Genomic DNA, 13061 nt, shown 5'->3' with positions numbered 1-13061 from the left:
CGTGCCGGGCCGGCGTGTGCCGATCACGCCCCCCGTGGAGGATTTCGTGAAGCACCACCTGAAGCGTCAGCTGCGGCGGATCGCCACCGAACGCCCGTACCAGATCATCGCCGGATCGGCCGCGGCGCTCGTGCTGGCCGCCGGCGCCGGCACCGCCCTCGCCGCCGGTGAGGACGCCCCGGTCCGGCAGGAGAACACCGCCTCGGTCGCCGAACTCGGCGCACGGCTCGGCGAGCCCGCCAGCCGCGGCGAGGCGCGCATCGTCGTCCCGCCGGCGTCGCCGAGCGCCGAGCCCAGCAAGTCGCCCAGCGCCTCCCCGTCGGCGAAGAAGGCCGCGGCGGACCCGGACGTCACCAAGGCCGCGCCGAAGCCGCCGTCGAGCAAGACGCTGGACTACGACTACCAGGCGCAGATCAACTACTACTACTGCGGCCCGGCCGCCGTGCGCAACGCGCTCAGCGCCACCGGCATCGAGCGCAGCCAGGACGCCCTCGCCGGCCCGCTCGGCACCACCGAGATGGGCACCAACTCGGCCGAGGACACCACGCGCGTGCTCAACCAGCAGGTCAAGGGCAACCCGTACCGGACCCGGATGATTCCCGGCTCGGCCAGCCCGGCCCAGATGGACCGGCTCCAGGCCGACGTGGTCGAGGCGATCAGCAACGGCCGCGGGGTCGTCGCGAACGTCGCCGGCACCGCCACCGACACCAACGGCGGCTGGCACTCGTTCCCGGGCGGCCACTACGTCGCGGTGATCGGTTACAAGGACGACGGCCGGATCGTGCGGATCGCCGACTCGGCCGACCCGTCGCTGCCGTCGTACTGGCTCACCACCATCGACCTGGCGCACTGGATCGCCAGCCGCGGCTACTCCGCCTGACCCTCCGCACCCCCGGAAGGCCGGCACCCCTCCCGGGGCGCCGGCCTTCCCCGTCCCCACCCGCCCTGGCCCGCCGCCCTCTCGGCGCGTCGATCTTGGACTTGTGGCGCCTGGTATGCCCGGCTCGCCCGCTATGGAAGGCACCACAACTCCAAGATCGGCGGCGAGGGCGAGGGCGAGGGCGAGGGCGGGCGGCGTGGGGCGTGGGGGCGGGTCGGTCGGGTTTGGTCTCGCGTGTCCGGGGCGGGCGGTGGCAGACTGCGCCAATGGGTGAAGCGACGGGGAACCGGCACCTGATTCTCCTGCACGGCATGGGCGCCACCGGCGAGGTGTGGCTGCCCTGGGCGCCGCTGCTGGAGCGCCGCTGGCCCGGGCGCTGGCTCGCCCCCGACCTGGCCGGCCACGGCTGGTCGCCGCCGCTCGACGGCTACTCTTTCGACGCCCTGGCCCAGCGCGTCGCGGACGGGCTCGGTCCGCTCCGGCTGGGCCCGCACGACCGGCTGGTGCTGCTCGGGCACTCGCTCGGCGGGGTGGTGGCGCTGGCGCTCGCGGCCCGGCAGCGGGCTCTTCCGGTGGACGCGGTGGTGGGGCTCGGCATCAAGGCGGTCTGGTCCCCGGCCGAGCTGGCGAAGGCGAGCGAGCTGGCCGCCCGGCCGGTCACCTGGTTCGCCACCCGGGACGAGGCGGCCCGCCGCTACCTGCGCGTCTCGGGGCTGGCCGGGCTGTTCGCCCCGGACCACCCGGTGGTGGAGGCGGGGCTGCGGCGGGTCGACGGCCGCTGGCGGCTGGCGATGGACCCGGCCGCGTTCGCGGTCGGCGAGCCTCGGCTGCCCGCCCAGCTGGCCGCGACCGGCGTGCCGGTGCTGCTGGCCCGCGGCGAGCAGGACCCGATGGTGAGCGACGCGCAGCTCAAGGAGCTGGGCGTGCCGGTGGCCACCCTGCCCGGCCTGGGCCACAACGCGCACGTCGAGGACCCGGCCGCCGTGCTCGCCCTGCTCGACGCGTACCTGTAGAGCGGGGCCTACACGACGGCGCGCTGCGCCGGGACCGCCCAGTCGGCCTCCAGCTCGCGGCGGGCGGCGGCGAGGAACGCCTCGGCGTAGGCGTCGGCGGGGAAGTCGCCCAGGTAGCGGGTGCGCGCCGCCCAGCGCTGCGCGGCCTTCGGGTCGGCGTCGAGCAGGTCGGTGATCACCTGGTCCACGTTGGACATGTCGCGCCGCAGCACGTAGCCGGACGCCGCGAGCGGGAACCGCTCGACGAAGTGCTCGCCGTCGGCGCCGGTGTCGGTGAGCGCGTACGGCTTGCCGGAGTAGAGCCAGTCGGAGATGACGCCGGAGACGTCGGAGACCAGCGCGTCGGCGCGGTTGACGCACTCGGTGAGCGTCAGCTCGCGGGCCGCGGCGGCGCCGAACAGGTGCGGGCGGCCGGTCTTGGCCCGGTCGGCGGCGAGCAGCTCGGTGAGCCGGGCGAGCTGGCGGGCCGAGGCCGGGTTCTTGTCGGTGTACGGGTGGGCGCGCAGGATCACCGCCGCCCCGCGGTCGATCAGCCGGCGGATCAGCGTCTCGGCCACCGGCAGCGAGCAGTAGTTGGCGTCGGCGTGGTGCCCGGTCCAGGTCGGGGTGTAGAGGACCGTCGGGTGCGCCGAGGCGGCGACCGGCTCCCGGCGTACCTCGATGGCCTCGACCTGGGGCCGGCCGACCACGACGAACTTGTCGGCGGGGATCTCCACGCCGGCGCGGGCGTACCTGTCGATCGCGGCCTGCCCGGCCACGAAGATCTTGTCGAAGATGGCCGAGACCGGGTTGGCGCTCGGGGCCTTGTCGCTGTCGCCGTGGTGCAGCTGCACGTGGGTGAGCTGGTTGAACCGGATCAGGTGGGCGTTCTTCGCGCCGTGGTTGACGTAGAAGGCGACGCGCAGGCTGGGCACCAGCGCCTCGTCGAGCGCCTTCAGGGTGGGGCAGAGGACCACCGGGGCACGGGTGGCGGCGGCGACGGCCGGCAGGAGCTCCGGCTCGCGCAGCACCACCATGAACGGGCGGCCGATCCGTTCCAGGTACGGCAGCCACATGGTGACCTGGTACTCGGAGCCGGGCGGCGCGGAGAAGTGCAGCACGAACTCGGGCTGGTGGCGGCGCAGCGCGCGGCCGACCGGGCCCCCGCCGGCGGGCGGCCGGAACCGGCGCCGGGCGAGGTCGAGCGCGACCGCCCCGCAGCCGGCGCCGACGAGCAGCGCGGCGGCGAGCGCCGTGAAGGCGGGCAGGGCCAGCGCGGCGGCGAGCGCCACCACGGCGAGCAGCACCAGCAGCGCGTCACCGAGCCGGGCGGCGACCAGCGGCGTCCACGTGCGTACCGGAAGGTTCGCCGCCCGGATCTCCAGCGCGCCGGCCTGCCGCAGCGGGCCGACCAGCAGCACCAGGCCGAGCAGGACCAGCGCGGTGGCCGCGAGGGCCGGGTCGAAGCCGTCGTCGAGGCGCCGGGCGTAGCCGACGAGGATGCCGGCGGCGACGAGCACCGTCTCGGCGAGACCGTCGGCGGACGGCCGGACCCGGCGTTCCCAGGCGGTGGCGGCGAGCGCCGCGACGGCCAGGGCCAGGCCCCAGCCGGTGGCGCCGGTGAGCGCCACGACGAGGAAGGCCAGCACCGCCAGCCCGGTGGTCAGTACTCGGGCGAGCAACTTACGGACCAGGTCACCACGCATCTGGCACGTCCCGTCGGTCTCAGGCGCCGGTGGACAGCTCGGACCGGTCGGCGCCGGGCTGCGCCGGTACGGCGGCGACCTGCTCGCCGGGGGACCGGCGCACGTCGACCACCTGGCCGGTCAGTTCGGAGATCAGCACGTCCAGGGACGCCTGCGCGACCGCCTCGGAGGAGAGCAGCGTGTGCTCCGGCTCCTCGCCGAACGCCCGCGTCCGCATCGGGGTGGCGGTGCGCTCCGGGTTGACGCAGTTGACCCGTACGCCGAACTCGGCCCACTCGTCGGCGAGCGCCTGGGTGAGATTGACCAGCGCGGCCTTGGTGGCCGAGTAGAGCGCGTAGCGGGCCCGGCCCCGGGTGTACGAGCTGGACGTGTAGAGCAGCAGCTGGCCCTTGGTCTGCTGCAGGTACGGCAGCGACTGGCGCGCGATGGTGACCGGGCCGACGAAGTTGACGTGCAGGAGACGGTCCATCGTCTCGGAGTCCATCTCGGCGAGCGCGCCCTTCTCCAGGATGCCGGCGGTGACCACCACGTGGTCGACCCGGCCGGTGGCCTCGAACGCGGTCTTCAGCGCGGCGGTGACGTCCTCGGCGCGCTCGACGTGGGTGCCGGTGGTGGAGCGGCTGAACGGGAAGACCTGCGCGCCGTAGCCGCGGGCCAGCTCGGCGAGGTCGTGGCCGATGCCGTAGCTGCCGCCGAAGACCACGATGGTCCGGCCGGTCAGCTCCTCGGCGTAGCCGCGGTGGGTCAGCCGGGGCGCCTGGGCGGCGGCGAGCTGGAACAGCTTGTCGGCCAGGTGCACGTCGACCGGGTGGGTGACCTTGATGTTCTCGTCCGAGCCGTCGATCACCTTGATCGGCGTGCCGGGCAGGTAGCGCAGCACCACGCCGCAGTCGTCGGTGGCGGCGAAGTCGGGGTCGCCCTCGGCACGGCGGTACGCCTCGCGGATGGTGCCGGAGCGGAACGCCTGCGGGGTCTGGCCGCGGCGCAGCCGGGAGCGGACCGGGATGTCGGTGATGCAGTCGTCCGCGTCGACCTGGATGATCGTGTCGGCGGACGGGATGGCCACGTCGACGGCCGAGTACGTCCAGAGCGCGTTCACGCACTCGCGCACGATCCGGGCGCTGACCAGCGGGCGTACCGCGTCGTGGAAGAGGATGTTGACGTCGCCCTCGCCGACCGCGTCGAGCGCGATCCGGGTGGTGTCGTTGCGGGTCTCGCCGCCCTCGATCACCTTGGTGACCTTGCGGAAGCCGGCGTCGGCGACGATGCGCCGCGCGTCGTCGACGTGACCGGTGGCCATCAGCACGATGATCTCGTCGATCTCCGGCGCGGCCTCGAAGACGGCCAGGGTGTGCTCGATGATCGGCTTACCGGCGATCTTGAGGAGCTGCTTCGGGATGCCCAGCCCGAGGCGCGTGCCGGTCCCCCCGGCGAGGATCACGGCCACCGTACGCGCGGGTCGCCAGGGTGCCGGGCTCGCCGGCGCGGCGTCCGGTGCGGTGGTGTGGTCCTGCGTCATTGCCGTACCTCACTCTGGGTGAAAGGGGATGGATCCGAAAACCTTAACGCGGACGGCGGAGCGCACCGATCCGGGCGATCCCGGGACCGGTGCGCTCCGGCGGGCTACTTCTGGCCCTCGTACGCGTCGCAGACCTCCTTGGTGGGGCCGTCCATCCTCAGGACGCCGCCCTCCAGCCAGATGGTCCGCTCGCAGGTGTCCCGGATCGAGCCGATGGAGTGGCTGACCAGGAACACGGTGCCGGCGCTGTCGCGCAGCTCGCGGACCCGCTGTTCGCTGCGGACCCGGAACTTGCGGTCACCGGTGGCCAGCGCCTCGTCGATGAGCAGCACGTCGTGCTTCTTCGCCGACGAGATGGCGAAGCGCAGCCGGGCGCCCATGCCGGAGGAGTACGTGCGCATCGGCAGCGAGGCGAAGTCGCCGCGCTCGTTGATGCCGGAGAACTCGATGATCTCCGGGGCGATCTTCTTGACCTGGTCCGGTTGCATGCCCATGGCGAGGCAGCCGAGCACCACGTTGCGCTCGCCGGACAGGTCGTTGAGCAGCGCGGCGTTGACGCCCAGCAGGGACGGCTGGCCCTGGGTGTAGACCGCGCCGCGGGCCGGCGGGAGCAGCCCGGCGATGGCCCGCAGCAGCGTCGACTTGCCGGAGCCGTTGCTGCCGATCAGGCCGATCGCCTCACCCTGGTACGCGGTGAAGCTCACGCCCTTGACCGCGTGCACCTCGCGGATGTTCGGCGCCTTGGTGCGCGAGACGATCCGCTTGAGCGCGGAGACCGGTGTGGTGCCGCCGCTCGCGCCCTTGTGGATCCGGTAGATCACGTGCACGTCGTCCACCACGACTGTGGGCACGCGACCCGAGTCGATCACGGGACCGGCGTTCAGCGGCAGGGTCTGCTCAGCCACGGCCGTACTCCTTCTCTCCGCGCCAGAAGTAGACGAACCCGCCGATGCCCATGACGACCGCCCAGAACAGGCCCAGCGCCCAGAGCTTCGGCGGCGAGCTGACCAGATCGGGCTGGTGGGAGTTGAGCAGCGAGAAGCGGGCCAGCTCGATGAAGACCAGCGGCGGGTTCCACTCCAGGAGGCTCGCGGCCCAGTGCGGCAGGTGCTCGCGGAACAGCGCCACCGGGTAGAGCACGCCGGAGGCGTACAGCCAGGTGCGCATCACGAACGGCATGATCTGCTTGAGGTCGGTGATCTTGGAGCCGATCCGGGCCATGATCATGGTGAGGCCGATGTTGAAGACCGTCTGGAGCAGCAGCGTCGGGGCGAGCAGCAGCCAGCGCCAGGTCACCGGCTCGCCGGTGAACAGCACGATCGCGCCCAGCACCACCATCGACATGAGCAGCTGCTGGAGCTGCACCAGCGTGACCGTGATCGGCAGCGCGGCCCGGGGGAACTGGAGCGCCCGGATCAGGCCCAGGTTGCCGGTGATCGCGCTGGTGCCGTTCGACACCGCGGTCTGGGTGAACATGAAGATGAACACGCCGGTGCACAGGTACGCGATGAAGTTCGACACGTTCCGGTTCTGCGACAGGATCACGCCGAAGATCAGGAAGTAGACCGCCGCGTTGGTGAGCGGTGTCAGCACCTGCCAGAGCTGCCCGAGCTGGGTGTTGCTCAGCGAGGACGCGACCTTCGCCCGCGAGTACGCGGTCATGAAGTGCCGGTACGCCCACAACCGGCGGGTGTACTCGCCCAGTGGTGGTCGTTCCCCGGCGACCCGCAACCCGTACCGCCGGGCCAGTTCGGCCCGGCTCAGTCCGGATTCGGGGTCGGCCACCGCGGTGTTGGCCATGATCAGGCGCTCCGATCTTTCGTGCTGATGGGGAGCAGTGCGGTGAACAGATCCAGCGTGGCCCGGCGGGGAGGAGCCGCCTCGCTGCTGCATGGAAGGTAGTCCACCGAACGTCGGGACGCAACCGTACCGTCGTTGCGCTACATTGTTCCACGTGACGACCGAGAAGAGGCGTGCCCCGGCCGGCGCGGCGGTGCTGCGCGGGGAGATCACCAGCGCCATCCGTACCGCCGTGATGCAGGAGTTGGCCGAGGTCGGCTACGGTCGCCTCTCCATCGAGGCGGTGGCCCGCCGGGCCGGTGTGAGCAAGACCGCCATCTACCGCCGCTGGCGGTCCAAGCTCGACCTGGTGCTGGACATGGTCTCCGCCGTGGCGGGCCGCAACATCCCGCTGCTGGACACCGGCAGCCTGCTCGGTGACCTGGAGATCCTGCTGCACGTGATGGCGCGTGCGCTGCGTCACCGGCTGGCCGCGCAGATCATCCCGGACCTGCTGGCCGAGGCGGCCCGCAACCCGCAGATCGCGGAGAAGCTGCAGGCCGCCCTGGACGACTACCAGCAGGCGGTGGGGCGGATCCTGATCGGCCGGGCGGTCGAGCGCGGCGAGCTGTCCCCGGACACCGACCGGCGGGCCGCCGTCGATCTCATCGTGGGGCCGGTGTACTGGCGGATGGCGATCTCCCGGGCCCCGCTGGAGCCCGCCGAGGTGCCCCGGATGGCGGCCGCGATCGTCGCCGCCCTGCGGGTAGCATGCGTGGGGCCTGTGCGCGACGAGGTGGAAGTCTGACCCGGGTCGCCCCCGGAGGGCCGTCGTCGATCATGAACAGAACGTCACATTCAGTCGGACAATCAGCGCGACCCGATTGTTTTCCTGACAGAGCGGTAGCATCCCCCGAAATGTCTCCCATGAACCACGTGTCGACAGGAGGAAGCCCCATGGCCGGGCCGCATCCAGAGTTCATTCCCCCCGCACGGCCGATCATCGGCGAGGCCGAGATCGAGGCGGCCGTCCGGGTGCTGCGGAGCGGCCGGGTCGTGCAGGGCCCCGAGGTCGCGGCGTTCGAGGAGGAGTTCGGCGACCTGGTCGGCGGCCGGCACTGCGTCGCCGTCAACTCCGGCACCTCCGCGCTGCAGCTGACGCTGATGGCGTTCGGCTTCGGCCCGGGCGACGAGATCATCGTGCCCTCGTTCTCCTTCGCCGCGAGCGCCAACGCGGTGCGGCTGGTCGGCGCCGAGCCGGTCTTCGTGGACATCGAGCCGGGCAGCTTCTGCGTCGACCCGGAGGCGGTCGCCGCCGCCGTCACGCCGAAGACCGTCGCGATCATGCCGGTACACCTCTACGGCCACCCGGCCGCGATGGACCGGATCATGACGATCGCGCAGCAGCACGGCCTCGCCGTGGTCGAGGACGCCGCGCAGGCGCACGGCGCCGAGCTGAACGGCACCCCGGTCGGCGCCTTCGGCACCGCCGGCTGCTTCAGCTTCTACCCGACGAAGAACATGCACGCCCTGGAGGGCGGCATGATCAGCACCGCCGACGCCGAGCTGGCCCGTACCCTGCGGCTGCTGCGCAACCAGGGCATGGAGCAGCGGTACGCCAACGAGATCGTCGGCGCCAACATGCGGATGACGGACGTGGCCGCCGCCATCGGCCGGGTGCAGCTCACCCAGCTCGGCGAGTGGACCGAGCAGCGCCGCGCCAACGCCAAGTTCCTCGACTCGGCGATCACCGGCATGGTCACCCCGCCGGTCGCCGACGGCGCCCGGCACGTCTACCACCAGTACACCGTGCGCGTCACCGGCAACCGGGACGCCGCCCAGGCCCGCCTCACCGAGCTGGGCATCGGCAACGCGGTCTACTACCCGACCCCGATCCACCGGCTCAAGCCGTACCTCGTGGACGGCAAGCCGGGCGCGTGGGACCTGCCGGAGACCGAGCGGGCCGCCGCCGAGGTCGTCTCGCTGCCGGTGCACCCGTCGCTGAGCCAGGCCGACCTGGAGCGGATCGCCGAGGGCGCGAACCTGGCCGGCGGTGCCCGGTGAGCGCGAGGAGTGAGTCGGGTTTGCGAGCCCCGCAGTCGCGAACGAAGGACAGCTCAGTGAGTGAAGGTCGCAAGCTGCGCGCCGGTCTGATCGGCCTCGGCGCCATGGGGCGCAACCACGCCCGGGTGCTGTCCAACCTCGACGGCGTCGAGCTGGTCGGCGTGGTCGATCCGGCCGGCGACGTGACCGGGACGCTGCGCGCGCCCGTCGTACCCGAGCTGAGCGACCTGCTCGCCCTCGGCGTCGACTACGCGGTGGTGGCCTGCCCGACGGCGCTGCACGAGCCGATCGGAATGGAGCTGGCCGCCAACGGCGTCTGCGCGCTGATCGAGAAGCCCCTCGCGCAGTCCGTCGACGCGGCGACCCGGCTGGTCGAGGCGTTCGAGGCCGCCGGCCTGGTCGCCGGCGTCGGCCACATCGAGCGCTACAACCCGGCGCTGCAGAGCCTGCGTACCCGCCTGGAGGCCGGTGAGCTGGGCGAGGTGTTCCAGGTCGTCACCCGGCGCCAGGGCCCGTTCCCGCACCGGATCGCCGACGTCGGCGTGGTGATGGACCTGGCCACCCACGACATCGACCTCACCGCGTGGGTGACCGGCCAGGAGTACACCTCGGTCTCCGCCCGCACGGTCTCGCGCAGCGGCCGGCTGCACGAGGACATGGTCGCCGTCGTCGGCCAGCTCGCCGACGGCACCATGGTCAACCACCTGGTCAACTGGCTGAGCCCGCTCAAGGAGCGGTCCACCGTCGTCACCGGCGACAAGGGCTGCTTCGTGGCCGACACGCTCACCGCCGACCTCACCTTCTACGCCAACGCCGCCATCGACACCGAGTGGGAGGCGCTGCGCGCGTTCCGCGGCGTGGCCGAGGGCGACATGGTCCGTTACGCCATCCCGAAGCGGGAGCCGCTGCTGGTCGAGCACGAGCGGTTCCGCGACGCGGTGGAGGGCAAGCAGAGCGACATCGTCACCCTGCGGCAGGGCCTGCGTACCGTCCAGGTCGCCGCCGCCCTGCTGGAGTCCGCGTCCGACGGCCGTACCGTGGCCGTGGGCCCGGCCGCCGCCGACCGGGACGGGCGCGGCCTGCAGCCGACCCCGGCCTGACACCGGCCCGGCCGGGCGTCACCGACGCCCGGCCGGCCCGGTCAGTCGATCCCCAGCAGACGGTCGAAGCCCGGTGCGTTCACCGACCAGTCCCAGGTGGCCGAGGCGTGCTTGGCCGCGGCCTCGCCGGCGGCCCGCCAGACCTGCTCGTCCGCGGTGACCGCACGGACGCGGGCGGCGGCCTCGGCCGGCGTCGCGACCACCCAGTCGGCCGGGAAGACGGTACGCGCACCGTGTTCCCCGCCGGCGAAGAACGGCCAGTCCCGCACCACCGGCACCGCGCCGCTCGCGGCGCCCTCCACCACTGCACAGTGGAAGCTCTCCCGCACCGAGCTGCTGAGCACCACGCCGATGCCGGTCAGCACACCCGGCACGTCGTCGGTGTGGCCGAGCCGGGTCACCGCGCCGGAGGGCGCCAGCTCGGCCAGCTCCGTCTCCAGCGCCGCCGCGTAGTCGCGCGCCGCCCGGCTCATCCCGGTGTCGATGCTCCCGCCGACCAGCAGCAGGCGGTACCGCTCGTCGGCGGCGCGCAGCAGCCGCAGCACCTCGATCGCCCACCGCGGGTCCTTGGCGACCGCGCTGGTGCCCACCAGGCCGAGCGTGAACCGGGCCGCGGAGTCCTTCGGCCGCGCGAACGGGGCCAGGTCCATCGCGTTGCACAACACGTGGGTACGCGGCGCGTGCGCGCCGGTGAGCCCGGGCGCCACCCGGAGCGTGAAGTCACGCAGGTGCTCGGAGACGAAGACCACGTCGTCCACCCGGCTGAAGTCGATCAGGTTCGGCCACCTGCCGAACGCCTCGTAGCTGTGCAGCCGGACCACCACCCGGGTGTCGCCGGGGTCGACCAGGCCGACCATCACAGCGGTCGCCACGGCCCAGTCGACGAACACCGTGTCGGCCCAGTCCAGGTGCGGGCGCAGCCAGGCCTCGACCTGCCTGCCGTACTCGGTGTCGCGCAGCAGCGCCTCGGCGGTCATGCGCCTGGACTGCCGGATCAGCGGCCCGGCCACCGGGTCGTCGTCCAGCCGCACGTAACGCAGCTCCACATCGGGGTGGGCGGCGTAGCGCTCCCGGATCGCCTGCACGAAGTGCGCGCTTCCGTTGAGCAGCAGCAGCACCCGTTGCGGCCGGTCCGTCGGCGGCGGCGCGGCCGGCTGCCGGCGGCCGCGCGGCGTCAGCAGCGCCCGACCCACGGCGCTGCCGTGCAGCGGCGCGAGGAACGCCGCCGGATCGTCCGCCAGCGGCGAGTCGAGCTGGTCGAAGTGGATCACCCGGTGGAACTGGGTGTGCAGCACCCGGTGCAGCCGCCGGGCCGCCGCCTCGCCGTCACCCCGGGCGTACGCCCGGTCCGCCTCGGCCAGGTCGGCCTCGACGGCGGCAGTCAGGTGGGCCGGGGTGCGTCCCTCGGCGATCTCGTCGGCGGCCTCCTGCGCGAGCAGGTCGGCACGGGCGGCCGGGCCCACGCCACCGGCCACCGCGACCAGCGCGGCCCGGGACTCCGCCGCCGGCCAGCCGGCCCGGACCATGCCGGCGCGCAGGCGGCGGGCCAGCGACGACCGCGCGCCGGCCGGCAGCAGCGGCGCGGCCGCCAGGCCGTGGATCAGACGGGCCGCCGCGCGGTGACGCACCACCCGGGGAGCGGTGACGCGACGGAGCACGCCGGCTGCGAGCTTGCTGCCCATCTGGGCTGGGTCCTTCCGATCGCGGAGGCTGGCGCCGCAACGCCGACCCGCGTGGTCGGCGAGCGCGGTTCGTGCATGTTAACGTGGCGCGGTCCCTACTTGCGGCGAGGAAGGTTCGGGTGCCGGCAACTTCAGCACGGGACGTCGTCGTCCTCACGCCCTGGTTCCCGACCCGCGAACTGCCCTTCCGCGGCTCGTTCGTCCAGGCGATGGTCGACGCGACCGCACCGGTTTCCGACCGGATGACCGTCTATCACTGCGACGCCTGGGTGGCCGCCCTCGATCCGGCGGCTGAGCGCCGGGTCAAGGACGCCCACCGCGTCCTGCTCGGCCACGCCCGGCACCGCACCCCGACCGTCGGCGGCGCCGACCTGGTCTACGTCCCGGTGCCGGTGCCCCGCGGGCTGGGGCACGCGGAGATCGCCGACCGGCACGACGAGGCGCTGCGCGCGGCCCTCGGCGGCCGTCCGCTCACCGCACCGGTCGTGCACGCCCACGTCGGGCTGCCCAGCGGCTGGGCGGCGATCCGCAACGCCGGCCCGGACACCCGGGTCTACGTGACCGAGCACGCCAGCTTCCTGGACAAGGTGCTCGAGACCGCCCGCGGCCGGGAGATGTACGACGAGGTGCTCGACCGGTGCGCCGGTTTCCTCGCCGTGGGCGAGGGCGTCCGGGCCCCGCTGGTCGAGGCGTTCCCGCACCACGCGGACCGGATCGGCGCGATCGCCAACCCGATCTCCTTCGACCGGCCCCGCCCGACGCCGATCACCGCGCTGCGCCGGTGGCTGTTCGTCGGCGCGCTCTCCGAGCTCAAAGGCGTACCGCTGCTGCTGGAGGCGTTCGCGCGGTGCCGGCAGGACGACCCGGCACTGACGCTGACGCTGGTGGGGGAGGGCGCGCTGCTGGCGAGCCTGACCGCCCGGGCGGCCGAGCTCGGGGTGGCCGACGCGGTCACGTTCACCGGGGCGGTCCCGCCCGAGCGGGCGCTGGAGCTGATGCGGGAGCACGACCTGCTGGTGCACCCGAGCCGCCGCGAGACGTTCGGGGTGGCGGTCATCGAGGCGATCGCGGCCGGGCTGCCCGTCCTGGTCACCCGCTGCGGCGGTCCGGAGCGGACGCTGGCCGGCATCGAGGACGCCGCCGGTCAGATGATCGACGTGACAGACGACCCGGAGACGATCGTCGCCGGATACCGGCGGCTGCGGTCCCGGTTCCCCGACGACCTCGAACCGGCCCACGCCCGTAAGGCGCTCGCCGACCGGTACGGCTACGCCGCCGTCGCCGAGACGCACCGCCGCCTGTGGTTCTCCGACGAGGCCGACCCGGCGGTCTGACGCCG

11 protein-coding genes are annotated in these 13061 nt (G+C 73.2%); 6 read left to right on the top strand and 5 right to left on the bottom strand.

Going from position 1 to position 13061, the window contains the following annotated elements; translation table 11 throughout:
* Positions 1-46 precede the first annotated feature (46 nt).
* The gene (locus O7542_RS15710; protein ID WP_281604792.1) at positions 47-880 is read left to right on the top strand and encodes a C39 family peptidase; all 834 of its coding nucleotides are present in this window, start codon (positions 47-49) and stop codon (positions 878-880) included.
* Between the two features lie 266 nt (positions 881-1146).
* Positions 1147-1893: an alpha/beta hydrolase gene (locus O7542_RS15705; protein WP_281604791.1), complete on the top strand. Its 747-nt coding sequence runs from the start codon at positions 1147-1149 to the stop codon at positions 1891-1893.
* A gap of 8 nt (positions 1894-1901) precedes the next feature.
* Here the strand turns inward: O7542_RS15705 and O7542_RS15700 are convergent, their stop codons facing one another.
* From O7542_RS15700 to O7542_RS15685, 4 genes are all read right to left on the bottom strand, one after another.
* On the bottom strand, positions 1902-3578 hold the full coding sequence (locus tag O7542_RS15700) for a CDP-glycerol glycerophosphotransferase family protein (RefSeq protein ID WP_281604790.1): 1677 nt from the start codon (positions 3576-3578) through the stop codon (positions 1902-1904).
* 19 nt (positions 3579-3597) lie between these two features.
* Positions 3598-5097, bottom strand: a complete 1500-nt coding sequence (locus O7542_RS15695) for a bifunctional cytidylyltransferase/SDR family oxidoreductase (protein WP_281604789.1) — start codon at positions 5095-5097, stop codon at positions 3598-3600.
* A gap of 104 nt (positions 5098-5201) precedes the next feature.
* A complete protein-coding gene (locus O7542_RS15690) occupies positions 5202-6002 on the bottom strand; it encodes an ABC transporter ATP-binding protein (RefSeq protein WP_030499725.1) in 801 nt (266 codons plus the stop codon).
* Positions 5995-6897, bottom strand: a complete 903-nt coding sequence (locus O7542_RS15685) for an ABC transporter permease (protein ID WP_281604788.1) — start codon at positions 6895-6897, stop codon at positions 5995-5997. Before O7542_RS15685 ends, O7542_RS15690 begins: the two co-directional genes overlap by 8 nt.
* Before the next feature lie 154 nt (positions 6898-7051).
* Here O7542_RS15685 and O7542_RS15680 point away from each other — a divergent pair, with 154 nt between their 5' ends.
* From O7542_RS15680 to O7542_RS15670, 3 genes are all read left to right on the top strand, one after another.
* Positions 7052-7684, top strand: a complete 633-nt coding sequence (locus O7542_RS15680; protein ID WP_043325115.1) for a TetR/AcrR family transcriptional regulator — start codon at positions 7052-7054, stop codon at positions 7682-7684.
* 149 nt (positions 7685-7833) lie between these two features.
* A complete protein-coding gene (locus O7542_RS15675) occupies positions 7834-8940 on the top strand; it encodes a DegT/DnrJ/EryC1/StrS family aminotransferase (RefSeq protein WP_281604787.1) in 1107 nt (368 codons plus the stop codon).
* 56 nt (positions 8941-8996) lie between these two features.
* The gene (locus O7542_RS15670; protein ID WP_043325113.1) at positions 8997-10040 is read left to right on the top strand and encodes a Gfo/Idh/MocA family oxidoreductase; all 1044 of its coding nucleotides are present in this window, start codon (positions 8997-8999) and stop codon (positions 10038-10040) included.
* 41 nt (positions 10041-10081) lie between these two features.
* Here O7542_RS15670 and O7542_RS15665 read toward each other — a convergent pair whose 3' ends face one another.
* Positions 10082-11722 carry a glycosyltransferase gene (locus O7542_RS15665; RefSeq protein WP_281604786.1) on the bottom strand — a complete coding sequence of 547 codons (1641 nt, stop codon included), beginning with the start codon at positions 11720-11722 and terminating at the stop codon, positions 10082-10084.
* A gap of 119 nt (positions 11723-11841) precedes the next feature.
* Between O7542_RS15665 and O7542_RS15660 the strand changes: the two genes are divergently transcribed.
* On the top strand, positions 11842-13056 hold the full coding sequence (locus O7542_RS15660; RefSeq protein ID WP_223201138.1) for a glycosyltransferase: 1215 nt from the start codon (positions 11842-11844) through the stop codon (positions 13054-13056).
* Positions 13057-13061 lie beyond the last annotated feature (5 nt).

It is taken from the genome of Micromonospora sp. WMMC264, from assembly GCF_027497275.1.
Classification (GTDB): Bacteria; Actinomycetota; Actinomycetes; order Mycobacteriales; family Micromonosporaceae; genus Micromonospora; species Micromonospora chalcea.
This window is presented reverse-complemented; position numbering and strand designations above follow the sequence as displayed.

Excerpts from the sequence above, each read along its gene's own strand:
- O7542_RS15705 (WP_281604791.1), top strand. The coding sequence starts at position 1,147 with ATGGGTGAAGCGACGGGGAACCGGCACCTGATTCTCCTGCACGGCATG.
- O7542_RS15700 (WP_281604790.1), bottom strand. The coding sequence starts at position 3,578 with ATGCGTGGTGACCTGGTCCGTAAGTTGCTCGCCCGAGTACTGACCACC.
- O7542_RS15695 (WP_281604789.1), bottom strand. The coding sequence starts at position 5,097 with ATGACGCAGGACCACACCACCGCACCGGACGCCGCGCCGGCGAGCCCG.
- O7542_RS15685 (WP_281604788.1), bottom strand. The coding sequence starts at position 6,897 with ATGGCCAACACCGCGGTGGCCGACCCCGAATCCGGACTGAGCCGGGCC.
- O7542_RS15675 (WP_281604787.1), top strand. The coding sequence starts at position 7,834 with ATGGCCGGGCCGCATCCAGAGTTCATTCCCCCCGCACGGCCGATCATC.
- O7542_RS15665 (WP_281604786.1), bottom strand. The coding sequence starts at position 11,722 with ATGGGCAGCAAGCTCGCAGCCGGCGTGCTCCGTCGCGTCACCGCTCCC.